Source organism: Nitrobacter sp. MLSD-S21, assembly GCF_058809865.1.
The window spans coordinates 163,345-189,733 of the sequence record NZ_JBXASZ010000003.1 but is presented as its reverse complement, the minus strand read 5'-3'; the positions used below and the strand labels follow the sequence as shown (position 1 = coordinate 189,733).

The following is a 26,389-nucleotide window of genomic DNA, read 5'->3' as shown; positions in this document are numbered from 1 at the left end:
TCACTTGCACATAACGGATAGCTCGGTCAAGAAATGAGAGCTTCATATGTGGTGTTATTCATTCCATTCCGTGATCGCTAAAAGCGTCCAGATGCAGCGATATGACCGCGCAGATCCTGCGGAACATTTGAGGGCAGCGCTGCAGAAGCTATGCGAAATGGGTTCGTCGACACTAGCCCGTGCCTGGAGCGAGTGCGCTGGCAGCTGGATCATTTCCGTCTTCTGGAGAGGATTGCTAACAACGAAATGGTTGCTGTCAGCAACATGATTGCTGACGCCGGTAGCCAAACGTGCTCGGGCAGTAACGCGACGACGAAGACCTGAACGGCGACGATACCGACCTGCGCCAGAATGATCTGATAGTCGTACTGGCCACGCGACCAGAAAAAATAACGCAGTTCCAGCAGTGCGATCATGGCGGCGAAGAATAGCAGCGCCCAGCCGATCAGTGGCCAGTCAAAACCGCGGATGGTGAAGGGTATCGGGAGCCAGATGAAAGCGCATCCTAACAGGGCAAAGCCTGCAAGGAGCACGCTCGCGGTCCTGACGGAATCCGCGAGAGTTCCGATCCCGGCGCAATAGCGCGAATAGCTTCGGTTCGCGACGACCATGCCGAGTTGCCAAACGGCCTCTGCCAGCGTGAGGGCCATGGCGAGCGTATCCGCAGGCACGGTCGCAAACAGGACGCCCGGCACAAGGATCAGGGCCCGAAAGTCGACGAGGAGCAGGATCGTGGAAAGGCTTTTGATATTGCCGGTTTTCAAGAGGCGGCGTGCGATCGCCGCCGAGTAGGTGCGTTGCCTGCGGCTGCTTGAGGACAGAAGGCCACTCCATGCGCCGATGCCGACCACGACTACCAGGTTCGCCATGGCGAACAGCAAGAGCAGGCGCTCGAGATCGGGAGATCTGAGAACCGCGCAAAGTCCAACGAAGAGGGGAGTCGGCAGGTTTGTCAGCAGTTCATAGTAATGCGGTCGACTTGAACGCAGGATGCCCGACAGGATCAGATAGCTGAGGTTGGCGGCCGCCACGGCTGCGGCAATCGGGGCGACGCCGCCTACGATCGCATAGGCCGCAAGACAAAGGCCCGCGACGATCAGGACAAGATGAAAGAGCGGGGCAAGACTCTGTTCGACGGCCTTGCGGCCGCGCGCAACGATCGGAAGCGCATCGAGGGCGCCGAGCGACAGCATGATCGCGACCAACATGGTCACCGTCGCGACAAGGCTGTATCCGCCGAAAACGCCGTCTGCGAGCCGTGGAATGATCAGAAAGACAAAGGCGGCCTTTGCCAGAAGCGCGAGGACTTTCCAGAAGGCGCCATGCAGGTAGCCAACAAGTGAGCGAGGTGTCATGGAGCCTGTTCTGATTCCATCGCGGGTCCTCGCGTTGCCGAAATACCGATTCGTGGACGCGATGTGGGGTCTCGACAGGCCGTGCCTATCACGCCCGCAGGCATTTGAAATCGCCAAAATTGGGCTTGTTGCAAATCGGGGGGGCTTGCTTTAAGACGCGCAAACGCCGACGAGCGGGCTCCGCGTGCCTGTAATACACTGAAAATACAGTTGATTTGATAGTTGTATGCAAACGGCTACGGATTTCACCACGATCACCGAACTTGCTGGCGACGAGGTGACGCGACAGCAGGTGGCAAGCGCTTGTCATCGCTATTATTGGGCTGCGCCTTATTGCAAGGGAAAGGACGTGCTGGAGGTCGCCTGCGGCAGCGGGTTCGGGTTGGGTTATCTTGCGCAGCGCGCTCGTTCTGTCCAGGCGGGGGACATCAATCCCGCACTGGTGGAACGTGTCAGCGCTCACTATGGCGACCGCGTGCCGACGCAAACCATCGATGCGCAGGCACTGCCTTTCGCCGACGGTTCGCTCGACGTGGTCATTATTTTCGAGGCGCTGTACTATCTGCCGGAGCCGACCGCGTTCGTTGCGGAATGCCGCCGCGTGCTTCGTCCGGGCGGGCACGTTCTGGTGACGAATTCCAACAAAGATATGCCTGACTTCAACCCGAGCCCTTATTCACGAACCTATCATGGCGTTGTGGAACTAGGCCGGTTGTTCGATCCGGCCGGGTTCACCACGACCTTTTTCGGCTACTGGACCTATGAGGCAGCTCCACTCTGGCAGCGCGCGCTGGTGCCGCTGAAGAAAGCGGCCGTTGCAATGAATCTGATGCCTAAGACGATGAACGGGAAGAAGTTCCTGAAGCGGATCGTGTTCGGCTCTCTTGTGCGCATGCCGATCGAGATCGGCGAGGGGATGATTGATTATGCACCGCCGGACCCGATCACGGCCGGTGTTCCCGACCGGCGGCACAGGGTCGTCTACTGCGCTGCCCAGCGTCTTTGAATCGTCCAGGAGCGTGCTACGGCACGGATCATGAATGAAGAAGATACCGTTTTTCGACTATCCAGCGCTGTTTCGTCTTTATCAGACGGAATTCGTTGAGGCTTTCCAGAGTGCGAGTGGGCGCGGCGCGTTTATCATGCAGAAGGATCTCGAGGACTTCGAGACGACGCTTGCGGGCTATACTGGCGCGCGACATGCGATCGGCGTCGCGGATGGAACGATGGCCCTGTTGATCGGGCTACGGTCTGCTGGGATCGGACCGGGCGATGAAGTTATGGTGCCGTCGCATACCTTTGTGGCAAGCGCGGCCGCTGTGCATCATGCGGGTGCAACGCCGGTCCTTATCGATTGCGGTGAGGATCATCTGATGGATGTAGCTTCGGCCGCCAAGTCGATCACGAGCCGGACTCGCGCTATCATGCCGGTCCAGCTCAACGGACGCGTCGCAAACATGGATGCGATTTGCGCGCTTGCGGCGGAACGTGGCCTCAAGATCATCGAGGACAGTTGTCAGGCACTGGGTGCGAAATTCCGCGGCAAACAGGCCGGTCGGTTTGGTGTGGCAGGAGCCTTCTCATTTTATCCGTCCAAGACGCTCGGTTGCTTCGGTGACGGTGGAGCCATCATTACGGATGACGACTTCATTGCCGAAAGCGCCCGGACACTGCGCGATCACGGTCGCGGCAAATCCGGCAAGGTTGAAACATGGGGCTACAATTCGCGACTCGACAACATCCAGGCCGCGCTTCTTAACGTCAAATTTCGTTATTACGATCAGGAGATTGCGCGGCGCCGGTCGATCGCTCGGCAATATCACGAGCGGCTCAAGGACATTGCGGAACTCAGGCTGCCGCCGTCGCCCGACTCAGAGCCGGATCACTTTGATATTTTCCAGAACTATGAGATCGAGGCGGAGGATCGCGACGGGCTCAAGGCTCATCTTCAGGACCGGGGTATCGGCACGATCATCCAATGGGGCGGCTACACCATTCACCAGTTCGAGAAGCTAGGACTCGGCGGCGACGTGCCTTACACAGAACGTATGACGCAGCGGTATTTGCTTTTACCGATGAATGTGTCAGTGGATGACGAGGCGGTCGCCTACATCGGCGATACCATCGCCAGGTTCTATCGGCGCGAAAACGCCTGAGCCAATTCCTGCCTGTTCGGGAGCTTGACATGAGTGAGAAGGGACCCGCGGTGGCCGGCGGCTTTCGCACTGAGGCCGAGCAACAGGAGGCTGCGCGCAACAAGGCACTGTTCGACGCCAACATGCTGCCTTGGGAAAAAAAGATCGAAAACTTTCCGAAATATGTCCGGCGGCAGAATCTAACTCGCTTCCTCGCGCTTTACGAGATTTTCAAGCAGGTCGTCGAGGTTAAGGGTTCGATCGTCGAATGTGGCGTGCATCAGGGTTTCGGAATCATGACCTGGGCCAAGCTCTCGGCCATCATGGAGCCTGTTAACCTGACGCGCAGAATCTACGGCTTCGACACATTCGGCGGTTTTCCCGATCTCGATGTGAAGGATGTCGCGGATGCCAGCAAGCATGTGAAAGCTGGCGACCTGGCCGCCGACAGCTACGACGAAATCATGCAGCTTAGCGCGGTCCATGACTCCACGCGCTTTATCGGGCACATTCCTAAGGTCAAGCTGGTCAAGGGCGACGCCGCCAAGACCATTCCGCAATTTGTCAGCGAGCATCCGCACCTCGTGGTGTCGCTGCTTTTCCTCGATTTTGATCTCTATGAAGGCACCAAGGTTGCGTTGGAGAATTTCGTTCCCCGAATGCCAAAAGGCGCCATCATTGCATTCGACGAGCTCGACAATCCGCTGTGGCCCGGCGAAACGCTGGCCATGGTCGAATTCTGCCAACGCCAGAGGCTGCGGTTGCAGCGATTTTCTTTCGACCCGTACATCGCCTACGCGATAATAGACTAGACGACGCGCGTTGGCGGAGTGGGGGATCCAGAGACAAGGCATCTATCGGATCATGACGGATACCATCACTTCCGAAACAGCCAATCGCTGGGAGAATGCGACACAGCTGGCATGGCGCATTCGCCGCCACGCCGTTGATATGGTCAATCGTGCCAAGACTTCTCATATCGGCTCGATCTTCTCGATCGCGGATATCGTTGCCGTGCTCTACGATTCCATTCTGTCGGTCGATCCGCTCAATCCCTCCGATCCGGTACGCGACCGCTTTGTTCTGAGCAAGGGGCATGCCGGTTGCGCGCTCTACGCCGCGCTGGCGGAAATGCAGTTCTTCTCGACCGAAGAGCTGAAGAAGTACTGCATCAATGGTTCGCTATTGTCGGGGCATATCTCTCACAAGGGGATTCCGGGAATCGAACTGTCGACAGGTTCGCTGGGGCATGGTCTGTCGGTTGCGACTGGAATGGCGCTCAGCGCGAAGAAGCGTAAGTCGTCGCATCGCGCCTTTGTGCTGATGAGCGACGGCGAATGCGACGAGGGCTCGAACTGGGAGGCGTTCCTGTTCGCCGCGCATCACCGGCTCGATAATCTCATCGCGATCGTCGACTACAACAAGCTCCAGAGCTTGCGCTCAGTCAACGATACCCTACGGCTGGAGCCCCTGCGGGACAAGCTCATGGCCTGCAACTGGGCGGTGGAGGAGATCGACGGGCACGATCACGCGGCGTTGGCGCGGCGCCTGTCCCTCGTGCCGTTCGAGGCCGGAAAACCAAGTCTTCTCATCGCCCACACCACCAAGGGACGCGGCGTGAGTTTCATGGAAAATTCCGTGCTTTGGCACTATCGCACCCCACAGGGGGACGAGTATGCGGCCGCAGTGGCGGAGTTGGAGAAGGCGCGACCACAGTCATGAGGGACGGTTTCGTTGATACCTTGATCGAGCTTGCCGACGAGGACGAGCGCGTCATGCTCGTGACCGCCGACCTCGGCTTTGGTATTTTCAACAAGTACGTCGAGCGGTTTCCAGAGCGATTTCTTAATGTCGGGGTTGCCGAGCAGAACATGATCGGGATCAGCACCGGTCTTGCGCTGGATGGTTGGAAGATTTTCGCTTATTCCATCGGCAATTTCTCGACACTGCGTTGTCTTGAGCAGATCCGGAATGACGCCTGTTATCATGGCGCTAATGTCAACGTTGTATGCAGCGGCGGTGGTTTCACCTATGGCAATCTTGGCATGTCGCATCACGCGACCGAGGATATCTCGATCATGCGTGCGCTTCCCGGCCTGACCATGGTTGTGCCTTGCGATCGGTTCGAAACCCGCCACGCGGTGCGTGCCCTCGTCACCACGCCGGGCGTCGGCTACCTTCGGATCGAGAAGCAGGTTCCGATCGATACTTCCGGCTTAGGCATTCCTTACCAAATCGGGAAGGCGCGGCGGCTGCGCGACGGCCGGGACGTAACGATCATTGGCGCGGGTGGCGTTGTCACTGATGCCTTGACGGCAGCAGAAGAGCTATCGAAGCAGAACATTTCCGCGAGGGTGGTCAGTATGCATACTCTGACGCCCGTCGATGTCGACGAAATTCGCGACGCCGTGACAACCACCAGGGCGATCCTCACCGTCGAGGAAAACCAGGTCAGTGGTGGTCTCGGAGGGGCGGTCGCCGAGGTTTGCGTGGAAACCGGCATCGGCGTGAAATTCAGGCGGCTCGGCTTGGCCGGTGTGTATTCCGCGATCGTCGGCAATCAGCAATTTCTGCGTGACTATTATGGGGTCGGCGCAACGGCAATCAGTGCGGCCGTCCGTGAATTAATCGGTTAGGGACGGCTGCAGCCGCCGGGGATCATGCGTTCCTTCTTTATTCGCGCGCTCGATGTCATGTTGGCGCTGATCGGGCTCATCGTATTTTCGCCGCTCATCGTTGCGGCGATGGTGGCGGTCTGGTGGCAGGACGGGTTTTCGCCGTTCTACGTCGCGAAGCGTGCGGGACGTGGTGAGCAGCCGTTCGAGATGGTCAAGCTGCGTTCCATGGTCAAGAACGCTGATCGCACCGGCGTCGCTTCGACATCGAATACCGACATGCGGATTACGCGCGTCGGGCATCTCATCCGCCGCTACAAGCTCGACGAAATCACCCAGCTTTGGAACGTGCTGAAAGGAGACATGAGTCTCGTCGGCCCACGTCCGAACGTTCTCCAAGCCGTTGCTAATTACAGTTCGGAAGAGAAAAAGCTACTGACCGTGCGGCCTGGGATCACCGATCTCGCCTCGATCGTGTTCTCCGATGAAGGCGAAATCCTGCGTGGGTCTTCAGACCCCGACTTGCTTTACGAGCAGATCATTCGCCCATGGAAAAGCCGTTTGGGACTTTTCTATGTGGAGAACCGCAGCATATTACTTAACATTCGCTTGGTTTTTATGACGATCATTGCGCTTGTGAACAAGCCCGCTGCGCTTGACCGCGTCCATCGAATTCTCGTGAAAAGCAGCGCGGATCCGAAGCTGATTGACGTCGCGCGCCGGGACAAGCCGCTTCCCGCATTTCCGCCGCCGGGTATGGCTGATGTTGTTCAAAGTCTCCACGCCTCGTAGGAGTGCGAGACAAATCGAAATAATGGGGTCTTCAAGCCCTTCGGCATTGTTCTGCCGAGCTTGCCGCGCTACCGCTGCCGATTCGTCGCTCGATTTCATCGCCAATAACGGCGAGCCACTTTCCACGCTCATGCTGCAGACGCTGCGATTCGCGCGCCGCCGCCGCACGAGCGACAGGCAGCCGCGCGAGGGTGCCAGAGATGGCTTGCTCAAACGCGTCCTGGCGAAACGGCTCTTCCAGAACGACGCCGGCACCGGAACGCTCGACGCAAGGCGCGTAGCCGCATACGCTTGAGATTATCGCGGGCGTTGCCGCCAACAGCGCTTCACCGATTACCTGACCTGCCGCCTCAGAACGTGCGGGATGGACAAGAACGTCAGCCGCTGCAATCAGCTCGATGATATTCGACGCGTGGGGAACGATACGCACGCGTCGCTCGAGTCCCAATGCCTTGACCCGGCGTTTTAAGCGGCGGTCATCCGATCCGACGGCGACCAGGTATAAATCCGGCAGATGCGCAAGGGCTGCAAGGGAGCGATCCACGCCTTTATTGTCGAGGGCGGAGCTGACCGCAATCGAAATCGCTACCGGGCTCGTGGCTGGCAATTTGAGTTGCTGGCGTATGCGAGTCGGGTCGCTGCCGGCTGCGGCCATGTCGTAGCGATCGTCGTGAAGAATGAGCGGCAAAACCACACTGCGTGATGTGTCGAAGCGATAAAGGGCGCCAAACTGGGAGCGCTGCTGTTCGGTGAGAAAAAAAAAGAACGGGCATGGCGATTGCTCGAAAACGCCGCGCTCGAGCGCCAGCCTGATTCGACCACGCGGCAGCAGCGATCGAACACCGCGAACCTTAAAGGCGGCTGGATTGTCGGCCGCATAATAAAACTCGGCGCCCGGGATCCGTTCGAATGCCAGGCACGCGTCCGATCCCGTCTCGGAACAGTAGTTCATTGCTTTGCGGGCAAAGTTGCGGGCTAACGCATGATTTGTCAGTCCCCGTCGCGGCACAGTGACGATCCTGTATGGTCTGGTTTCGGATGCAGGTCGCGATGTGGTTACGATCGTCACATCATGACCTCGTTCCGCCAGCGATCTCGCAATCGCCAAACAGTCGCGTTCTTTGCCGCCGCGACGATCGAGCTGAAACAGGGCCAGCGTCAGTTTCAAGATTTCATCTTCCTTCCAAATCGGCCGGCTGCCCATCGCAAATGCCATCAGGGTACCCACTTCCCAGCGCATAAGCCATCATATATCGGATAGTTGGAATGTTGTGAGTGTAGCGCGATCCGGCCGATCCTTGGAATTTGGCGAGCTTCCATGAAAGAGTTCCGTGTCTGATAGCGCGCCCAGCTTGTCTCACAACTCGGCTGATACAGGCTCTATTCATGAGGCCTACCTCACCATCGCCTGCATTCCGGCAATCGCGATCACTTCGTTCAACGCGACGTCGGTCTGTGAAATCCTTCTCGGCGCACTTGCCGCTGCGGCGCTGTTTTTGCTGACACGCAGGCGGGCAAGCTACGCGCGCGCGCCGCTAATCTTTGCATTTATCTGGATGGTCTACGTCGCGGCGTCCGCCATTTATGCGACCTCAGCGGGACTGCCAGGACATCACCTGGGGAGTCTGGGGAAACACCTCCCCATCGCATTGGGGCCGTTGCTAGCCATCCCGCTCAGCGCCGCCTGCGATCGTCTGCGACTGCATAGGGACACGCTCGTGACCCTGTTTTTAGGCGGCCTCGTCATCGGCGGCCTTCTCATTCTGGTGCGCAATGGGCCATTCGATATCGCTGCGCCAAAAATGTATCAGGTCGAAGAGTTTCTCGATGCCTTCAACCGCCAGGGCAGCGTTGGAAGGCTTAATCGCAATTATGCGGCGCTGACCTGCGGCCTTTCCCTTCTTGGAACGGTCGCGTTGTTTTGTCATATTATCTCTGCGGAACGTCCACGCTCATGCAGGCTCGTTATCGGTCTAGTTCTTCTAGCGATGATTTTCGTTGCACTGGAGGTAGCGCTTATCGTCCTGCCCAGCCGCACTGCGTTTATAGCGACTACCGCAGCGCTTCTGGTATTCCTTGCTTCATTCGCACGAACAAGAATTTCAAGGGGCTACAAGACCGGAAAGCTGGCGTTGGCTGCCGTTGGTCTGGTCGTCGTCATGGCTGCGGTCACGATGTATTACCTGCCGTCCGTTGCAGGTCGGATGATGACGATCGCGGCATCGGACAAGTCCGGCAGCGCTATTGTCGGGCTTCTTCTTGGCGGCAACTCGGTTAGTGAAAGGCTCGAGCTCGACCTGCTAGGAATCAATCTGATTGCTCAGAGGCCCTGGTTCGGCTGGGGCCCGGACGTATCGCAGCTCATCAGTATTTTCGCGGTCAATCCGTCGATCAAACCGCTAACTCAATTCCACAACGGTTATATTCAGGATATTGTCAGCTTCGGCATTCTCGGCGGGTTGTTGAACCTCACGCTGATCGCGGTCATCTTGGTCCGGGCCACTCGCCCCAGCGTCGTCTATACCGGCTCCAGGCGCCTGTCGGCGGCGTATTTTTCGATCGGGCTTGCGATGATAATCTATCTATTGATCGCCAATTTGACGGAGAGCATTCTCTTTGTGAAGCCGGCAGCGGTGGTCTGTACATTTTTCATCATGCTGATCTGCATGACGCCGCGCAGCGCCGTATTGGATCCGCGCGGTTAGTTTAGCCCGCCAGCAACTCTACAGAAAGTTAGATCGTATTTCATTGTCTGGAGGTCTAAATCATCTCGCCATCGCAATCGCGTTTGCAAGTAGCCTGGCTTTCTCTGCAAAATAGATTGATCCATACTTAGAGAGATGATCGGAATCGGCGTACAAAGGGAAATGCCCGTCACTGGTTCGGCAGATGCCCCCCTCGCACAGAACGTCACTTGGCCAGATCACAGAGACGTCCACCAATGACGAGAGTTTTAATGCTCCGCTCGCTAACATCGAACCGTGGTTGTTTGCTGCATCTAAACGGAAATTGCATTGAGCCGAGAGATTGAATGTATGAAGACCAGTGTTAAGTCGTTCAACACATCGCGAAAAATCTACGCCTATTGACGGCGGAGCAGCGACAAAAATAACCTTTTTACCTGTGGTCCGAAGTTTTTGAACTGTCTGCACAAGTTTTATCGGGTCGTAGGCAGTCGATAAAACGACATACTTGATGCTGCTTATTCTGCGGAGATATTCGAACACAGATTGGTTAAACGAAGAGCAATCAGCGTCTGGCAATGAATCAAATGTTGGCTCACAAGTGCTGCGTGTCAATTGAATAATGCCATACCCTTGGTCATGCGCGGCGAGGCCATCTACTAGGTGCATCGCGAAGCTATCCCCCCAAACGGCGATTTTTGGCTCCTCTGAGTCCTGACACTCGCGTCGGATTGCAAAAGGTTTTCCGTTCTGGTCGCATGGTCTTCCGAAGCCTTCATTTGGCTTGCGAAGCACGGCCCAACTGGTTTGTCCTCGATCAAGGTACGACGCCGAAATTGCAATCGTAATCGCGACCCCGGCAGCGGCCGTACTTATGATCGGCCAATTTGGCTGAAGGTTGGACCGGTGTATTGGGCGCTCGATGCACAAGTAGAGAAGCGTAGCCAACAAGATTGATGCGATGATGCAAGAAATGCGAAGTGAGAAAGGAAGTGGTCCAAAATACACTTGATGAGCTAGCGAGAAGATCGGCCAGTGCACTAAATAGAGAGAATACGAGATGTTTCCTAGCTTAGAGAAGGCGTAGGCGATCGGGCCACTATTCAGGATAGCTGGCCTTGTCTGGATCATAATCGCAGTCGCGATGCAGACAATCAGCGCGTCTGTCCTTGGGTGAATTTTATCTACGCTCCAAACTGCGATAAGAGTGAGAATGAGAACCGACGAATGGCTCAGAACGCGGCGCACAAGAATGTTAGAGGGGACGATCGAGACTAAAGCTGCCAGTGCCCCTATAGATATTTCCCATGATCTCGTTGGGAGCATAAAGAAAGCGAAGCTTGGTTTGCTTCTTGCGAAAGCGAAGCAAAGAATAAGGCTAATGACCAACAGCGCGGCAATAACGCGGACGCGCAGATTTTTTGGGGTGCCCCAGAGTATGAGCGGCGCGAGAAAATAATACTGCTCTTCAACAGCTAGAGACCATATGTGCAGAAGTGGTTTTAGGGCAGCATTCGTGTCGAAGTAATTGATCTGCCCAGCCAGCACGAAATTTGCCGTGAACGTTACGGCGCCGATCAGCTGTTGAAGATATGAGAAGAGTTCGGTGCTGGTTGCGAGATAGACCATTGCCAGAGTGGTAAGGGCAAAAGTCGCGTAAGCCGCTGGGAGGAGGCGCTTAGCTCGTCTCCAATAGAATTCGGCAAAAGAAAATTGCTTTGCGTCAAGCTGCCTGCAAATTAGATCCGTGATCAAATATCCAGAGATCACAAAAAACACATCGACTCCCAGGTATCCGCCTGAGATGCCTATTTCGGCATGGAATAGTACCACAATCGAGACGGCTATGCCCCGGAGAGCTTGAATATCTACTCGCATGATCTGGCTTAAAGCACAGATCGAATCGTCAGCACAGCCAACCACGGACCAATCCAATGCTCATACTGAAGCCTATGGTGAGGTTCGCTTAGCCGGATGCTGGGAAGGTGAATTCGACAACAAGGGAACCGTTGCTGACATTGATCTGTTTGCGAGACAAGCCGCTACGAGCGTTTCCGCCGCTTAGTGCCGCCGGCGCGGTTCAAGGTCCTCACACCTCGTCAGCGTGCGACACGAATCGAACTATTCGCGCTTGAAGGCCTGAGTACTTGTCCTGTCGAACTCTACCGCCATCGCCGAGATCAGCGGTTTCATGAAGAACGCATCGTTTGCGGGCGTGATATCGGTGCGCAGGCCATAGGCTTTCAGTTCCTCCGAGACCACGGGCCCGACCGACGCGATCTTGGTGTGGTCGAGCCCGGCGCGCAAACGGTCCTCGCACCCATGGATTCGCGCGACCTCCACCAGCCGGCGAACCTGTCCCGAACTCGTCAGTGCAACGGCATCAACCCGGCCGTCGGCCATTTCTCCGATCGCTTCGACGATGTTGGCCTCAGCCGCGCTCGCATCGTAGATGTATGGTACCACCGGATCGATACTTGCATTCTGCGCTTTGATTTTTCCAAGCAGTGCGCTGTGGTCGCGATCTGGATAAAGCTGCAAGCCGACGCGATGGCCGTCGAGATCGAACCGCGCCAGCATCTCGGCGATGCCTTCGGAGGTCGGCTTTTCGGTGGTGATCGTGGCCTCCAGCCCAATCTCGCGCAACGCCTTGCCCGGCTTCGGGCCACGCGCGAACCTGCGGGCCTGACCAACGGCCGTGATAAACTCCTGATCGAGGCCGATCTGCCGCGCAGCCTTGGCGAGGCGCCTCAACCCTTCGCCGGTCGTCAGCACCAGATCGTCATGCGGGGTCCGAATGCAGCGTCTGATCCAGTCCTCGACCTGCGAGGAGTCGGGCACGTCGCGGATGGTAAACATCGGGCATTGCAACACTTCGGCGCCTTGCTCTGCCAGTAAGCGGGCAAATTGCGCTTCTTCGCGCGCTTCGAGGATCAAGATACGGAAACCGGATAGCCTGTCAGTCATGGTCACCCACGAGGTCAGCTGTTGATCGCTTTACCGTATTGATTGTCTCTCTGGCAGGATGAGTGGCGCAAGGCCAATGTGGGTGATAGAGCAGGGGGCCTATTCGAGTTTCACCGCTATCGTTCGGTCCCATGCCCCACCATCAATTCGTGCTGACGCTCTCCTGTCCCGACCGGCCCGGGATCGTATCCGCAGTGTCCACGTTCCTGGCTCACAACGGCCAGAACATCATCGATGCTCAGCAGTTCGACGATGCCGAGACCGGCCGCTTCTTCATGCGAGTGGTGTTCAATGCCGCCGATCTCGCCGTGCGGCTTCCGGCGCTCCAGACCGGGTTCGATGCGATCGCCGAGCGCTTCCACATGACCTGGCAGTTGCGCGATCGCGCCGAACTCCGCAAGGTTATGCTGCTGGTGTCGAAGTCTGATCATTGTCTGGTCGATATTCTCTATCGCTGGCGCACCGGCGAATTGAAGATGATTCCGACTGCCATCGTCTCTAATCATCGACGCGAGACCTATGCGCATCTCGATTTCGGCGAAATACCGTTTCACTATTTTCCGGTGACAAACAAGGCGTCGCAAGAAGCCGAGGTCCTGAAGCTGGTGGCGGAAACCGGCACCGATCTGGTGGTGCTAGCGCGCTACATGCAAATTCTGTCGAACGACATGAGCGCCAAGCTCTCCGGTCGATGCATCAATATCCATCATTCATTTCTGCCTGGGTTCAAGGGCGCAAAAGCCTATCACCAGGCCCATGAGCGCGGCGTCAAGCTGATCGGCGCAACCGCGCATTATGTCACCAGCGATCTCGACGAGGGTCCGATCATCGATCAGGACGTCGAGCGCATCAGCCATCGCGATACGCCCGATACGCTGGTCCGCAAGGGGCGCGATATCGAGCGACGAGTGCTGGCGCGGGCGATCCGGCATCACCTGGATGACCGCGTGATCCTAAACGGCCGCAAGACCGTCGTGTTCATGGATTGAGTCGCTACCGGTTGCCGAGGTTTAGTTGGCCGGGGCCGTCACATGATTGTCGGTCGATTGGGCGCCGGAATCTTTCGCCTTCGGTTCTAGGCGCTCGCGTTCGCGCTGCTTCATCATCTCGTCGTATTTCGCGGTACCCGGCCGCGGCGGTGCGTCCGCGGGAAGTCCGCCCGCCCAGTGGGGGATCGCGTCGCCCATTCCGGCCGATAGATGCGAATTGATAGTGCTACATCCACCCAGGCTGCATACGGTCGCCAGAACGCAAAGCAGGATCGGGATTTGGCGCGTGAGGGAACTCATGGAGGCTGATTATTATTCCGATGTGGAAATTGCAGGGCACCCCGGTTGCCGCATCCGTTGACGTACGGAGCTTAAGGCGGCTGGCTGTCCCAAACAACGATCGTCTCGCCGCCTGTCAGGCGTCATGCACCTCGAACAAGTTCTTATGCTTCGCCCCGGCCGATGCCGGTGTAGGCAAAACCAAGCTCCTGCAACTCGGCTGGGCGGTAAACGTTGCGCAGATCGACCACAATGGGCTGCTTCATGATGAGTTTCAGACGCGGCAGGTCGAGAGCGCGGAACTGGACCCATTCTGTCACGATCACCAGCGCGTCGGCGCCTTCCGCGCAAGAATAGGGGTCGTCGCAATAATCGATATCGGGAAGTTCGCGTCGCGCCTCCGTCATGCTGGCGGGGTCGAAGGCGCGGACTTTCGCCCCCATATCGCACAGGCCTGTGATCAGCGGAATTGACGGCGCGTCGCGCATGTCGTCGGTATCCGGCTTGAACGCCAGTCCCAGCACCGCGATGGTTTTGTTCCGGAGATTGTCGCCGAGCGCTTGTGCCACCTTGCGTGCCATTGCGCGCTTGCGATTATCGTTGACGGTGACAACCGATTCCACAATGCGAAGCTGGGTGTCGTGGTCTTCCGCGATCTTGACCAGCGCGCGCGTGTCCTTGGGAAAACACGAACCGCCATAGCCCGGGCCGGCATGCAGAAACTTTGTTCCGATGCGATTGTCGAGACCGATTCCGCGGGCGATCTCCTGGACATCGGCGCCGACCTTTTCGGCCAGATCCGCGATTTCGTTGATGAACGTGATCTTGGTCGCGAGAAAGGCATTGGCCGCGTATTTGATCAGTTCGGCGGTGCGACGCGCGGTAAACATCAGCGGCGCCTGATTGAGCGACAGCGGCCGGTAGATATCGCTAAGCACCTTACGCCCGCGCTCGTCGGTTGTTCCGATCACAATGCGATCAGGAAATTTGAAATCGCGGATCGCTGCGCCCTCGCGCAGGAACTCGGGATTGGATGCCACCACGACATCTGCCGACGGGTTGGCCTCAAAGATCAGCCGTTCCACTTCGTCGCCGGTACCGACCGGCACGGTCGATTTGGTAACCACCACTGTGAAATCGCGGATCGCCGCCGCGATCTCGCGCGTCGCGGCATAGACGTAGCTGAGGTCGGCATGACCGTCGCCCCGTCGCGAGGGGGTGCCGACGGCGATGAACACCGCATCGGCCTCCGCCACCGGGCCGGCGAGATCGGTAGTGAAATCGAGCCGCGAAGCTTTGACGTTGGTCGCGACCAGCGCCTCGAGGCCCGGTTCGAAGATCGGGATTTCGCCGCGGCAAAGAGCGGCGATCTTGACCGCATCCTTGTCGACACAGGTCACCTGATGTCCGAAATCGGCAAAGCAGGCTCCAGACACCAGGCCAACATAGCCCGTGCCGATCATGGCGATGCGCATCGTTCAAACCTGCCGCAGGAGGATCGGGGGATGGTAATCAACGCCTCATATAGCGTTTTCGAGCGAAGTCGATAACCGGTTCGCATGAAGAAAACGCGTCAAGAGGCATCTGACCTTCATAAGGGTTGAAGCGGGTTAGGCTCCTGGCCGCTTTTCTGGGTTTCAATTGTGGGCAGAGGATGATAGGAAAATGGCTTCATATCCTTCTGCCCATTAATCTGGCCCCATTCACGCTACAATGACGAACGAGGAATTGCTGAGCCAGATTTCCGGCTATTGCCGCCGGGCCGGCATGGCCGAATCGACTTTCGGTCGGCGTGCCGTCAATGACGGCAAGCTCGTGCACCGGCTGCGCGAGGGCAAGCGCATCACTATCGACACCCTGAACCGGATCGAGGCCTATATCGTCTCCGGTTCCCCGGATGGGACGGTGCGGGTCCGCAAGCCGGAGCCGATCGAGCGGCGCGATCCACGCGCCAACTTCCGCTTTTTTGAGAACCGGCAAAAGTATCTGCTTTTCGTCCATACCTGCAGCGAAAAGCGGGTGATCGCCGATCGGGTCGCGCTGGAGTTCGGCAGCATTCATCCGCGGCCGCCGGCGCTGCGGGTTTTTGATGCGGGGGTCGGCGACGGCACCGTCCTGGCGCGGGTGATGCGGTCGATGCATGGCCGGTTTCCCCACATGCCGTTCTACATCGCAGGCAAGGAGCTCAGCCTTGAAGACATCAAGCTGACGCTGGACAAGCTGCCGGATCGCCTGTTTGAGCATCCCGCGACGGTTATGGTGCTGACCAACATGAATTACGCGGAGGCGCCGTGGCTGGCGCCCCGGTCGTCCCAGGCTGCGGCCAGCATGGTATGGCGCGAGGTGCCGCTGCGGGGGGCATCCTCCGGCGAGTTCGAGGTTCAAATCCGCGACCTATGGCCGTTTCTGGAGGAGAACTGGAGGGCGAGCGTCAGCCCGGTCACGGGGATGCCGGTTTATGAGCGCCCGGTGGTGCTGGTCATCTATCGCGAGGACCACCAGTTCCTGCTGGATTCTGCGATTCCACGGGCCGGGCGGGTCGAAGCCAACTTTGATCTGGTGATCGCCTCGCAGCCGTACCGGGCTCGGTCTTCCCTCAATTTTAAAGCTAGAAGAATAATCGCACCGCTGGCGCGGAGCTTGCGATCTGGAGGGCGTTTGATAGGAATACATTCTCACGGACAAGATCCCGGACTGGAGATCGTCCAGACCGTCTGGCCAGGAGAAAACCCTTTCGCCGTGAGCCGTCATGAGCTATTGCGCGCCGTGAAGTACGAGCTCGGTTCGGTGGGGCGTGACCTCAATTTCAACGCATACGCCGACCATCGTTCGATTTTTCGCTATGATATGGAAGCGCTGCCCAATGAGGTCACCGGGTCCATCGGAACTTCTACTTTGTTCGCGGCGTGGAATGCGGCGGTTTACGTCGCCCAAGTTGAAGATGACCGGTTGACGGAAATGACCCAAAGCGGCCGCTATCTCGACGCTACCAGAGAGGTTTTGCGCAAACACAACGGTCTCTGGTTCTACGATGAATCCTACGTCATCTCGCGTCGCCGGGACTGACATTTCAGACAACAGCACGAAAGGACCGCCACCTCTGGCGGACGAAAGGTCGATTGATGCGCGGATCCTATTTATTCACGAGCGAGTCGGTTTCGGAAGGACATCCCGACAAGGTGTGCGATCGGATCTCCGATGAGATCGTCGATCTCTTTTTCAGCGAAGGCCCAAAAGCCGGCATCGACCCATGGGCGATCCGCGCCGCCTGCGAGACCCTTGCCACCACCAATAAGGTGGTGATCGCCGGCGAAACCCGCGGGCCGGAATCCGTCACCAAGGACAAGATTGAAAGCGTCGTGCGCGCCGCGATCAAGGACATCGGCTACGAGCAGGACGGCTTTCACTGGAAGACCGCCGATATCGAGATTCTGCTGCATCCGCAGTCAGCCGATATCGCACAAGGCGTCGACGCGCTGCAGCCGGGCACCAACAAGGAAGAAGGCGCCGGCGACCAGGGCATCATGTTCGGCTATGCCTGCAACGAAACGCCGGACTTGATGCCGGCGCCGATATTCTACGCTCACAAGATCCTGCGATTGATTTCTGAGGCTCGCCACTCCGGCAAGGAAAAGGTGCTGGGACCGGACTCCAAGAGCCAGGTCACCGTGCAATATGAAAACGGCAAGCCGGTCGGCGTGCGTGAGATCGTGGTGTCGCATCAGCATCTCGTCGAGGACATGAGCTCCGATCAGGTCCGCGAGCGTGTCGAGCCCTATGTGCGCGAGGCGTTGCCGAAGGGATGGATCACCGACAAGACCATCTGGCACATCAATCCTACCGGCAAGTTCTTCATCGGCGGCCCAGACGGCGACGCCGGCCTGACCGGCCGGAAGATCATTGTCGATACCTACGGCGGCGCGGCGCCGCATGGCGGCGGCGCGTTCTCCGGCAAGGATCCGACCAAGGTCGACCGCTCGGCGGCCTACGCCGCGCGCTACCTTGCCAAGAACATCGTCGCAGCCGGTCTCGCCGATCGCTGCACATTGCAGCTCGCCTATGCCATCGGCGTGGCGCGGCCGCTCTCGATCTATATTGATACGCACGGCACCGGAAAGGCTCCGGAAGACACGCTTGAGCGGATCGTCTCCGAGGCGATGGATCTGACGCCGCGCGGTATCCGCAAGCATCTCGACCTGAACCGGCCGATCTATGCGCGTACTTCGTCTTACGGTCATTTCGGCCGCACGCCGGATAACGAGGGCGGGTTCTCCTGGGAGAAGACCGATCTCGCCGAGGTGATCAAGCGCGCTGTGTGATGCCTGTTATCTCTCCCCGCCAGCGGGGAGGGGAAGCCTCCCACTCACACATTATGAATACACTTGTCTTGGCGCCGTATCGCCCCTCACCCCGAACCTTCTCCCTCTAGACGCGGAGAGGGAGAGAGCAGGAAAATCATCATGACTACCGCTACCGCTACCGCCACCGCCAAGCAGCCCGCCGGTTTCACAGACTACATCGTCGCCGACATCGGCCTTGCCGATTTCGGCCGCAAGGAAATCTCGCTGGCCGAGACCGAGATGCCGGGCCTGATGGCGACGCGCGAGGAATACGGCCCCAAACAGCCTTTGAAGGGCGCCCGTATCGCCGGCTCGCTGCACATGACGATCCAGACCGCGGTGCTGATCGAAACCCTGAAAGCGCTCGGCGCCGATATCCGCTGGGTCTCCTGCAACATCTATTCGACGCAGGATCACGCCGCCGCCGCGATCGCCGCCGCCGGCATTCCGGTTTTCGCGGTGAAGGGCGAGACGCTGAAGGACTACTGGGACTACACCGCGAAGCTGTTCGACTGGCACGGCGGTGGTCACCCCAACATGATCCTCGATGACGGCGGCGACGCGACGCTGCTGATCCATCTCGGCGTGCGCGCGGAGAAGGGCGACACCGCGTTTCTCGACAAGCCGGGCGCCGAGGAAGAGGAAGTGTTGTTCGCGCTGATCAAGCGCCTGCTGAAAGACAAGCCGAAAGGCTGGTTCGGCGCGGTGGCCAAATCCATCCAGGGCGTCTCGGAGGAGACCACCACCGGTGTCCATCGCCTTTACGAGATGCAGAAGAACGGCACGCTGCTGTGGCCCGCGATCAACGTCAACGACAGCGTCACCAAGTCCAAGTTCGACAACCTCTACGGCTGCCGCGAGTCGCTGGTCGACGGCATCCGCCGGGGCACCGATGTGATGATGAGCGGCAAGGTCGCCATGGTCGCGGGCTTCGGCGACGTCGGAAAGGGCTCGGCCGCCTCGCTGCGCCAGGCGGGCTGCCGCGTCATGGTCTCCGAGATCGATCCGATCTGCGCACTGCAAGCGGCGATGGAAGGCTATGAGGTTGTGACCATGGAGGACGCCGCGCCGCGCGCCGACATCTTCGTCACCGCCACCGGCAACAAGGACATCATCACCATCGAGCACATGCGCGCGATGAAGGATCGCGCCATCGTCTGCAACATCGGTCACTTCGACAACGAGATCCAGGTCGGCGCGTTGAAGAACCTGAAGTGGGACAACATCAAGCCGCAGGTGGACGAAATCACCTTCGCGGACGGCAAGCGCATGATCCTGTTGTCGGAAGGCCGTCTGGTGAATCTCGGCAATGCCATGGGGCATCCGTCGTTCGTGATGTCCGCCTCCTTCACCAATCAGACGTTGGCGCAGATCGAACTGTTCGCGGGCAACAAGAACGGCAAGTACAAAAAAGAAGTCTACGTGCTGCCGAAGTCGCTGGACGAGAAGGTGGCGCGGCTGCATCTGAACAAGATCGGCGTCAGGCTCACCGAATTGCGCAAGGACCAGGCCGACTACATCGGCGTCAAGGTCGAAGGTCCGTTCAAGAGCGATCATTACCGGTATTGAGCCTGATCCCGAAAAGTGGGCACCGGTTTTCGGATGAGATCATGCTCGCTTGAGGGCTCACGTGCTACGAAACGCAAAAAGCCCCGGAGCGATCCGGGGCTTTTTAGATTCTGTCAATTGTGAGCGGTGGTCGAACGCAGCCTATTCAAGTGGTCCGGCCGTTGCTCCTTTGCGAAGCGAGGAAATCCGACAGCTTGGCCGCTTGTTTGGGCGCTGCCTTCTTGCCCCGAGCGGGCGCTTTCACGGGCTTCGGCTGCGCCGCCTCTTCGGCTTCCTTCGCCATCCGCAGGGCGCGCAGGCGCTCCATGTTCTTGCGGACCGCGACATCGCGGGCTTCAATATCGGCGCGGGCCTTGGCGCCTTCGATGGCGGCTGTACGCATCCGTTCGTTACGGGCCAGTTGTGCTGGACTCGGCGGGGACTTTGTCATGGAACTTATATAGGCATGGTTTGCCGGAATGCCAGGGTGGGCCGGGATTTGCCTTCTCCGCCGAAAAATGCCATAACTAGGGGTATTCGATTGCCGGCATTGGTTTTGTTAGAGCGCCGCAAGTCTTCTGTAAAAAGACAAGGCTCCTTTCCAAAGACATCGCTGAGATTGGATGGGTTCGCGTAATCGTGCGCGGAAAACGCGCATGTGCGCGCTTTGGAATAAGGGACGACTCCGATGACGACAGGTACAGTGAAGTGGTTTAACGGCCAGAAGGGTTTTGGCTTCATCCAGCCGAGCGACGGCGGCAACGACGTGTTCGTGCATATCAGCGCGGTGGAGCGTGCGGGCCTCTCCGGCCTCAACGAAGGCCAGAAGGTCAACTTCGAGCTGAAGACCGACAAGATGCGCGGCAAGGTCAGCGCGGAAAATCTCTCGCTCGCTTAAACAGATCATGGTCGCGCTGGCTGTCATCCCTTTGTGATGATGGCCGTGCATCATGCAGGGAATCGGAAAGCGTCGTCACCCGCGGATGAACCGGGACCCGCTTTCTTCGCGCCTCGTTTCACCCATGTCCTGAAACGGGCAATGTCTTGAAACGGGCGTTCAGGGAGCCTCGTCAGCGATGACGGGGCTTTTTTTGTTGCGCCGGCATGTCCGACGACACGGCGCATGTTCGCGGCCCCGGAACCCGGCCTTAGGCCCCGCGTTTTCTCGGTTCGATCCCGCTATAGCGAAGAAAACGCGTCAGATCAAAAAGCTAGAGCCTTCACCATTCCCGTGAAGCGGTGAAAGACTTTAGCGCCCCCCAGCATTCGACGAGGCCCCCGATGGAACATCTGCAATATCCGAACGAGAGCGAGGGCTATCGAATCGCGCGCAACCGGTTGTTGGAGGAGGAGATCAAGCTGCGCGCGCAGATCGAGGCCGTCGCGGCGCGGCGTCGTGCGCTGCCGTTGGGTGGCGAAGTACCGTGGGATTATGTGTTCGAGCGCATCGGCGACAATCTCATGCCGCAGAAGGTGAGGATGTCCGAGCTGTTCGGGCCGCACGACACGATGATCCTCTACAGTTTCATGTATGGCCCCGAGCGCGACTCCCCATGCTCCGGTTGCACGCATCTTCTCGATGGCATCGACGGCGCGGCGCGACACCTCACCCAGCGCGCGGCGTTTCATGTTGTCGCCAAATCGCCGATCGCGCGGCTGATGGCGCTCGCACGCGAGCGCGGCTGGCAGCATATGTCGCTGCTCTCGACCGCGGGCAACTGTTACGACGGCGACTATTTTGGCGACACCACGAAGCTGTCAAAAGCCATGCGGCTTCAGCACAGTGTGCCGGTGGGCAAGAACTGGGACGAAACGATCTTCAACGTCTTCAAAAAACGCAACGGAAAAATCCATCACTTCTGGGGCTCGGAGATGGCCTTCGCGCGCCCGGTGCCAGGCCAGCACCACCGCGCCGGCGACATGGCCGATCCCTTGTGGAATCTGCTCGACATGACACCGGAGGGGCGAGGGGAGACGTGGTTTCCGGAGGTGGAGTATTAGCGTCCGGACCGGACCGTCATAGGGCCACGCTGAGGGGAGAGGTAAAGATCTACGGCTTCCGAAAGACCATTTATGAATCGAGACTTATTTCTGGCTCAAGGAGTAGCAATGCGAAGCCCCTACTTGTAAGCCACCGCTGCACTTGCAGGTCCTGCTAACGGAATAATCTCGCAGCGACTGAACCCTGCCTCTTTGCACCACTCGGTGAACTGGGCGCCAGTGAAGTCAAACGCCTCACCAAATTCGATCAACATGTTCAGAGACATCATGAGACCGAAGCCGTTTTGCCTGCGTTCATCGTCGATGATATTTTCAATGGCGACCAGTGCGCCGCCGGTTGGCAATGAACGGTAGGCCTTGGCGATCAGCATTTTCTTGTTCTCGAGGTTCCAGTCGTGAAGGATCATTCCCATTGTGATGATATCCGCCTTGGGAAATTCATCAGCAAAGAAGTCGATCGTCTCGGCGGTGACCCTGCCGCCGAGATTGCACTCCCTCAAGCGCCGTTCGGCGATCGGCCGCACATCTGAGAGATCGCAGGTCCGGCATTGCATGTGCGGATGCCGCGCCGCGATGATGGCCGAAAGCTGCCCGGTTGCGCCGCCTATATCGGCCAGCGTCTTATGTTTGGAAAAATCGAACTTCTCGGCAAACGTCGTGAAATTCCTCATCGAGATGCCGCTCATCGCGTCCATGAACTGCTCCAGGCGCGCCGGGTCCGCATAGAGCTCGCCGAACATGGACTTGCCTGTCTCCTTGATCTCGTTTTGAGGCTTTCCAGTCTGCAATGCCGGTGTGAGATTGCCCCAGAACCGATATAGGCGCGCGTTCGCCATCTTAAGGATTCCACCGATGTATTGTGGGCTCCGCTCGACCAGGAATAGCTCGGTTGATGGCGTATTGCCGTATCTGCCAGTTTCACCGGCGCCGTCCCTCCGCAGCAATCCGAGCGCGACGAGGGTATCGAGAAAATCATACGTCCCGCGCGGATGCAGACCCATGGCGCGTTGCAGTTCGAGGCCGGTTTTGGGGCCGTCCGCAAGCAGCGAGAAGAGCCCTAGTTCCACCGCGCTCAACAATGTCTTGGCTGGCCAGAACCCAAAGCCAATTTGCAGTATGTGATCTGGAGAAATTCCGTTTTGCATCTGAGCCTCCCCGACTGGCGAGCCCTCGTAAGGTCACGCCGGATGCGTTCTGTGAGCGCATTTGATCTACGCTAGGCCCACAGATGCTCACTACAGACAATCGGAGCCGGAACAGAGACGGTTTAATGGCAGGGTTACGTTTTAACTAGCGTCAGGAGCGCAGGCAGGAGATCGACGTTGAATATTTTGCGCGAATGGCGCAAACGTCACGCGAGTTTTCGTGACGCGAACGAGGCAAGCCTCGCGCGCGCTACGGCAGCGGCTCGGTCGCTGCGTCGAGCCAGAGTTTCGTGGCTTCGTCGAGATGCGGGCGCACCTCGCGGCGGACGCGGGCGTGATAGTCGTTAAGCCACATCAGCTCTTTCTTGCTGATGCGGTGATCGATCAGGCGGCGGTCGATCGGCGCCAGCGTCAGGGTCTCGAAGCCGTTCATGGGTTTCTCGGCATGCGCAATTTCCGCGGCCGTGACCAGCACCAGATTTTCGATCCGGATGCCGAACCCATCACGTTTATAATAGCCCGGCTCGTTGGACAGGATCATGCCGCGCTTCAGCGGTGTGGTGCCGAGTTTCGAAATCCGCGCCGGGCCTTCATGCACCGACAGATAGCTGCCGACGCCGTGGCCGGTGCCGTGGTCGAAGTCGATGCCGGCCTGCCAGAGAAACTGCCGCGCCAGCGTGTCGAGTTGCGCGCCGGTGGTGCCATCAGGAAACATCGCGCGGGCGATGGCGATGTGGCCGCGCAGCACGCGGGTGAAGCGGTCGCGCATCTCGTCGGTCGGCGTGCCGATGGCGATGGTGCGGGTGACGTCGGTGGTGCCGTCCTCGTATTGCCCGCCGGAATCGATCAGCAGCAGATCGCCGGGCACGATGCGGCGGTTGCTCATGCGGGTGACGCGGTAGTGGACGATGGCGCCGTTCGGCCCGGTGCCCGAGATGGTGGGAAAGGAGACGTCCTTCAGCGCGCCGGTCTCGCGGCGAAAGGTTTCCAGTGCCTCGACCGCGTCGATTTCGGTCAGCGTGCCCTTCGGCGCCTCGCGGTCGATCCAGGCGAGAAACCGCGCCAGCGCCACGGCGTCGCGCCGATGCGCGGCGCGGGCGCCCTCGATCTCGGTCTGGTTCTTCACCGCCTTCAAAAGCGCAACGGGGTCGTTGCCGCGCACCGGCTTTCCGCCGGCGGATGTGATCAGGCGGCTCAACGCGTCGGCGGCGGTGGCTTTGTCGAGCGCGATGGCCGCGCCGGATTGGGCCGTCTGCGTCAGCGCGTCGGTCAGCTCATCAGGTTCGCGGACCTCGGCGTTGCGCTCGAGATGATCGCGTGCGCTGTTGGAAAGTTTGCGGGTGTCGATGAAGATCGTGGGACGGCCATCCTTCGGCACCACGGCGTAGGACAGAGGCAGCGGCGTATGCGAGACATCGGCGCCGCGAATGTTGAAGGTCCACGCCACCGCATGGGAATCCGACAACACCAGCGCATCGACGCCGAGCTTTGTCATCTCAGTGCGGATGCGCGCGAGCTTGTCGGCCTCGGCTTCGCCGGCGAACGTCGCGCCATGGATCGTTACCGGGCCGAGCGGAGGCGCGGGTCGGTCGGTCCAGATGCTGTCGACCGGGTTGCTCTCCACCGGAACGAGTTCGGCGCCCGCCTTCGTGCAAGCCGTCGCGAGACGTTCGACCGCCGCCGAGGTGTGCAGCCATGGATCGTAACCAAGGCGATCGTCCGCCGTGAGATGCTCCGCCAGCCAGCTTTCCGGGGGCGGATCGGCCAGCGAAGCGATGCTCCAGGCCCGAACGTCCACCTGTTGCGCCGCCTGCAAAGTGTAGCGGCCGTCGACAAATACGGCAGCTTCCGTCGCGAGCACGACGGCAAGGCCGGCCGATCCGGTGAAGCCGGTGAGCCACGCCAGCCGCTCCTCGGAAGGCGGGACATACTCGTTCTGCTGCCGGTCCGCGCGCGGGATCACGAAGCCTGTCAGTTGCCGCCGCACCAGCTCCTCGCGAAACGCGGCGAGACGGGCGGTCAGCGCGACGCCGCCTTCGGGGTCCTCGAATGTCTGGAAATGGGCCTCGAACATTGTCCCGGCATCATAGGATCGAGGGCAGGGCTGCGCAACGCAGCCGGGGGGTCATCGTCTGTTCTGCATCAGCAGGCTGCACCACCCGTCGATCCGGATCTGCCGGATCAACACCAGCCCCTGCGCGCGGTAGGCCGCGATGACGCCGCGAGTTTGCTGCGGCAGCAGCCCCGAGAGGATCACCATGGCTTCAGGCGCGAGGTGACGCGCCATGGCCGGGGCCATCTGCCGCAGCGGATTGGCAAGGATATTCGCCAGCACCAGATCGAACGGCGCGCGCATGCGAAACGACGGCGCGGAAAAGCCGGTCGCGCAGATTGCCTCGACAAGATTGCCGACGCCGTTCGATACGGCATTCTCTCTTGCCACGGACGTGGAACGCGGGTCGATGTCGCTGGCCAGCACGTTCCGACGCAGCGCTTTGGCCGCGGCGATGGCCAGGACGCCCGTGCCAGCGCCGAGATCGAGAACGCGCCGCGGCATCCGGGCGCGCAGTACCTGATCGAGCAACAGCAGACAGCCCCGGGTGGTGCCGTGATGGCCGGTGCCGAATGCCAGCGCGGCCTCGATCTCGATGCTCAGCTTGTTCGGCGGGACGCGTGCGCGGTCGTGCCGACCGTGGACGATGAAGCGGCCAGCGGGGACCGGAGCCAGCCCTTCAAGGCTGGCCTCGACCCAGTCCCTGGCGGCAACGCTATCGAAGACGACGGTCCGGGCGATCTCATCGCCAGCGGCGAGAGCGATCAGCGCGCGGATTCGTTTTTCGTCCGGCGGATCGGCGAAGTGGACCGCGATGCTCCAGCAGCCGTCGCTGCGTTCGAATGCGGTAACCGCGGCCTCGCTATCCTCAAGGCTTTCGGTCAGGAGATCGACGACCCGACGCGCGATCTGCTCTGCCCCGATGGCGAAGGCGGCGCAGCTTGTTGCCGGCGAAATGGCATTTGTCATCGACAGCCCGGGGTCCATAGCGTTTTCGAGCGAAGTGGACCGGTTCGCGTGAAGAAAACGCATTAAATCAAGATCATAGCTCCGCCTCGGATTTCATGAGAAGCGGAAAGGGGAACGGAGATCCCGCAGGGCCTCATACATATTTGGAAATGAGATAGCCGATGCCATAGGCCGGTCCGGCGACCAGGAGAATGGCGAACACCATGACAAGCCAGCCCTTTATAATTGCGATGATGCCGCCGCTTTCCCAGAGCTCTTGCGGTCCCGGTTGCCCATAGGCCCACAGCGACCAGGAGGCGGCCACGAGCAGGTAGACGTCAAACATATTCAACGATGCGCCGACATAACCGAGATAAGTCGGGACAAGAATCGCCAGAAAAACCCGGCCAAGAATTTGTAGCACCTCACCCCCCAGAACTTGCCTGCTTTCGTCAGGCCTTTGCTTTAGTGCAAATCGGAAACTTAGACGATGGAAAATGCGCGGGCCGGAAGGCGTGGGCGGAGTGACGGCGACAGG

Annotated in this window: 23 protein-coding genes and 1 pseudogene; 13 read left to right on the top strand and 11 right to left on the bottom strand. The window is 59.1% G+C overall.

What is annotated here, in order from left to right; genetic code table 11:
• Nucleotides 1-209: 209 nt before the first annotated feature.
• Nucleotides 210-1,355: a hypothetical protein gene (locus AC1RT6_RS10830; protein WP_472790449.1), complete on the bottom strand. Its 1,146-nt coding sequence runs from the start codon at nt 1,353-1,355 to the stop codon at nt 210-212.
• 226 nt (nt 1,356-1,581) lie between these two features.
• Here AC1RT6_RS10830 and AC1RT6_RS10825 point away from each other — a divergent pair, with 226 nt between their 5' ends.
• Genes AC1RT6_RS10825 through AC1RT6_RS10800 form a run of 6 tightly spaced genes read left to right on the top strand, consistent with a single transcriptional unit; the run spans nt 1,582 to nt 6,897 of the window.
• Entirely contained in the window at nt 1,582-2,361 is a 780-nt protein-coding gene (locus AC1RT6_RS10825) for a class I SAM-dependent methyltransferase (protein ID WP_472790447.1), read from the top strand.
• A gap of 34 nt (nt 2,362-2,395) precedes the next feature.
• Nucleotides 2,396-3,511, top strand: a complete 1,116-nt coding sequence (locus AC1RT6_RS10820) for a DegT/DnrJ/EryC1/StrS family aminotransferase (protein WP_472790445.1) — start codon at nt 2,396-2,398, stop codon at nt 3,509-3,511.
• A 29-nt stretch (nt 3,512-3,540) separates the two neighbouring features.
• The gene (locus AC1RT6_RS10815; protein WP_472790444.1) at nt 3,541-4,302 is read left to right on the top strand and encodes a TylF/MycF/NovP-related O-methyltransferase; all 762 of its coding nucleotides are present in this window, start codon (nt 3,541-3,543) and stop codon (nt 4,300-4,302) included.
• A gap of 52 nt (nt 4,303-4,354) precedes the next feature.
• The gene (locus AC1RT6_RS10810; RefSeq protein ID WP_472790442.1) at nt 4,355-5,212 is read left to right on the top strand and encodes a transketolase; all 858 of its coding nucleotides are present in this window, start codon (nt 4,355-4,357) and stop codon (nt 5,210-5,212) included.
• Complete coding sequence (locus AC1RT6_RS10805; RefSeq protein ID WP_472790441.1) at nt 5,209-6,126, top strand: transketolase family protein; 918 nt, start codon at nt 5,209-5,211, stop codon at nt 6,124-6,126. The genes AC1RT6_RS10810 and AC1RT6_RS10805 overlap by 4 nt, the downstream gene beginning before the upstream one ends.
• 24 nt (nt 6,127-6,150) lie before the next feature.
• On the top strand, nt 6,151-6,897 hold the full coding sequence (locus tag AC1RT6_RS10800) for a sugar transferase (protein ID WP_472790439.1): 747 nt from the start codon (nt 6,151-6,153) through the stop codon (nt 6,895-6,897).
• Between the two features lie 247 nt (nt 6,898-7,144).
• On the opposite strand, the pseudogene AC1RT6_RS10795 reads toward AC1RT6_RS10800, so the two are convergent.
• Nucleotides 7,145-7,552, bottom strand: a pseudogene (locus tag AC1RT6_RS10795) (glycosyltransferase); the annotation flags it as partial.
• Nucleotides 7,553-8,228: 676 nt separating this feature from the next.
• On the opposite strand from AC1RT6_RS10795, the gene AC1RT6_RS10790 reads away from it, so the two are divergent.
• Nucleotides 8,229-9,602 (top strand): O-antigen ligase family protein, encoded by a 1,374-nt coding sequence (locus tag AC1RT6_RS10790; protein WP_493029489.1) that lies wholly within the window; start codon nt 8,229-8,231, stop codon nt 9,600-9,602.
• A 60-nt stretch (nt 9,603-9,662) separates the two neighbouring features.
• Here AC1RT6_RS10790 and AC1RT6_RS10785 read toward each other — a convergent pair whose 3' ends face one another.
• Both AC1RT6_RS10785 and AC1RT6_RS10780 read right to left on the bottom strand, forming a co-directional pair.
• The gene (locus AC1RT6_RS10785; RefSeq protein ID WP_472790435.1) at nt 9,663-11,504 is read right to left on the bottom strand and encodes an acyltransferase family protein; all 1,842 of its coding nucleotides are present in this window, start codon (nt 11,502-11,504) and stop codon (nt 9,663-9,665) included.
• A 198-nt stretch (nt 11,505-11,702) separates the two neighbouring features.
• Complete coding sequence (locus AC1RT6_RS10780) at nt 11,703-12,548, bottom strand: uroporphyrinogen-III synthase (RefSeq protein WP_472790433.1); 846 nt, start codon at nt 12,546-12,548, stop codon at nt 11,703-11,705.
• 131 nt (nt 12,549-12,679) lie between these two features.
• On the opposite strand from AC1RT6_RS10780, the gene purU reads away from it, so the two are divergent.
• A complete protein-coding gene (gene purU / locus AC1RT6_RS10775) occupies nt 12,680-13,537 on the top strand; it encodes a formyltetrahydrofolate deformylase (RefSeq protein WP_425909759.1) in 858 nt (285 codons plus the stop codon).
• 21 nt (nt 13,538-13,558) lie between these two features.
• Here the strand turns inward: purU and AC1RT6_RS10770 are convergent, their stop codons facing one another.
• Complete coding sequence (locus AC1RT6_RS10770; RefSeq protein ID WP_472790431.1) at nt 13,559-13,837, bottom strand: hypothetical protein; 279 nt, start codon at nt 13,835-13,837, stop codon at nt 13,559-13,561.
• A 143-nt stretch (nt 13,838-13,980) separates the two neighbouring features.
• The gene (locus tag AC1RT6_RS10765; RefSeq protein ID WP_472790429.1) at nt 13,981-15,291 is read right to left on the bottom strand and encodes a UDP-glucose dehydrogenase family protein; all 1,311 of its coding nucleotides are present in this window, start codon (nt 15,289-15,291) and stop codon (nt 13,981-13,983) included.
• Between the two features lie 238 nt (nt 15,292-15,529).
• Here AC1RT6_RS10765 and AC1RT6_RS10760 point away from each other — a divergent pair, with 238 nt between their 5' ends.
• The 3 genes from AC1RT6_RS10760 to ahcY all read left to right on the top strand — a co-directional run bounded on the left by AC1RT6_RS10760 (nt 15,530) and on the right by ahcY (nt 19,725).
• The gene (locus AC1RT6_RS10760) at nt 15,530-16,882 is read left to right on the top strand and encodes a hypothetical protein (RefSeq protein ID WP_309774483.1); all 1,353 of its coding nucleotides are present in this window, start codon (nt 15,530-15,532) and stop codon (nt 16,880-16,882) included.
• 56 nt (nt 16,883-16,938) lie between these two features.
• On the top strand, nt 16,939-18,135 hold the full coding sequence (metK, locus tag AC1RT6_RS10755; protein WP_309774482.1) for a methionine adenosyltransferase: 1,197 nt from the start codon (nt 16,939-16,941) through the stop codon (nt 18,133-18,135).
• Nucleotides 18,136-18,276: 141 nt separating this feature from the next.
• Nucleotides 18,277-19,725 (top strand): adenosylhomocysteinase, encoded by a 1,449-nt coding sequence (ahcY, locus tag AC1RT6_RS10750; RefSeq protein WP_472790427.1) that lies wholly within the window; start codon nt 18,277-18,279, stop codon nt 19,723-19,725.
• A gap of 145 nt (nt 19,726-19,870) precedes the next feature.
• Here ahcY and AC1RT6_RS10745 read toward each other — a convergent pair whose 3' ends face one another.
• The gene (locus AC1RT6_RS10745; RefSeq protein WP_472790425.1) at nt 19,871-20,155 is read right to left on the bottom strand and encodes a hypothetical protein; all 285 of its coding nucleotides are present in this window, start codon (nt 20,153-20,155) and stop codon (nt 19,871-19,873) included.
• A gap of 237 nt (nt 20,156-20,392) precedes the next feature.
• Between AC1RT6_RS10745 and AC1RT6_RS10740 the strand changes: the two genes are divergently transcribed.
• Nucleotides 20,393-20,602 carry a cold-shock protein gene (locus tag AC1RT6_RS10740; RefSeq protein ID WP_079447398.1) on the top strand — a complete coding sequence of 70 codons (210 nt, stop codon included), beginning with the start codon at nt 20,393-20,395 and terminating at the stop codon, nt 20,600-20,602.
• Nucleotides 20,603-20,985: 383 nt separating this feature from the next.
• On the top strand, nt 20,986-21,705 hold the full coding sequence (locus tag AC1RT6_RS10735) for a DUF899 family protein (protein ID WP_079447397.1): 720 nt from the start codon (nt 20,986-20,988) through the stop codon (nt 21,703-21,705).
• Nucleotides 21,706-21,824: 119 nt separating this feature from the next.
• Here AC1RT6_RS10735 and AC1RT6_RS10730 read toward each other — a convergent pair whose 3' ends face one another.
• From AC1RT6_RS10730 to AC1RT6_RS10715, 4 genes are all read right to left on the bottom strand, one after another.
• A complete protein-coding gene (locus AC1RT6_RS10730; RefSeq protein ID WP_079447396.1) occupies nt 21,825-22,850 on the bottom strand; it encodes a class I SAM-dependent methyltransferase in 1,026 nt (341 codons plus the stop codon).
• A 250-nt stretch (nt 22,851-23,100) separates the two neighbouring features.
• The gene (locus AC1RT6_RS10725) at nt 23,101-24,924 is read right to left on the bottom strand and encodes an aminopeptidase P family protein (RefSeq protein ID WP_079447395.1); all 1,824 of its coding nucleotides are present in this window, start codon (nt 24,922-24,924) and stop codon (nt 23,101-23,103) included.
• A 51-nt stretch (nt 24,925-24,975) separates the two neighbouring features.
• Entirely contained in the window at nt 24,976-25,872 is an 897-nt protein-coding gene (locus AC1RT6_RS10720; protein ID WP_087881178.1) for a 50S ribosomal protein L11 methyltransferase, read from the bottom strand.
• A gap of 133 nt (nt 25,873-26,005) precedes the next feature.
• Nucleotides 26,006-26,275 (bottom strand): hypothetical protein, encoded by a 270-nt coding sequence (locus tag AC1RT6_RS10715; RefSeq protein WP_079447393.1) that lies wholly within the window; start codon nt 26,273-26,275, stop codon nt 26,006-26,008.
• Nucleotides 26,276-26,389 lie beyond the last annotated feature (114 nt).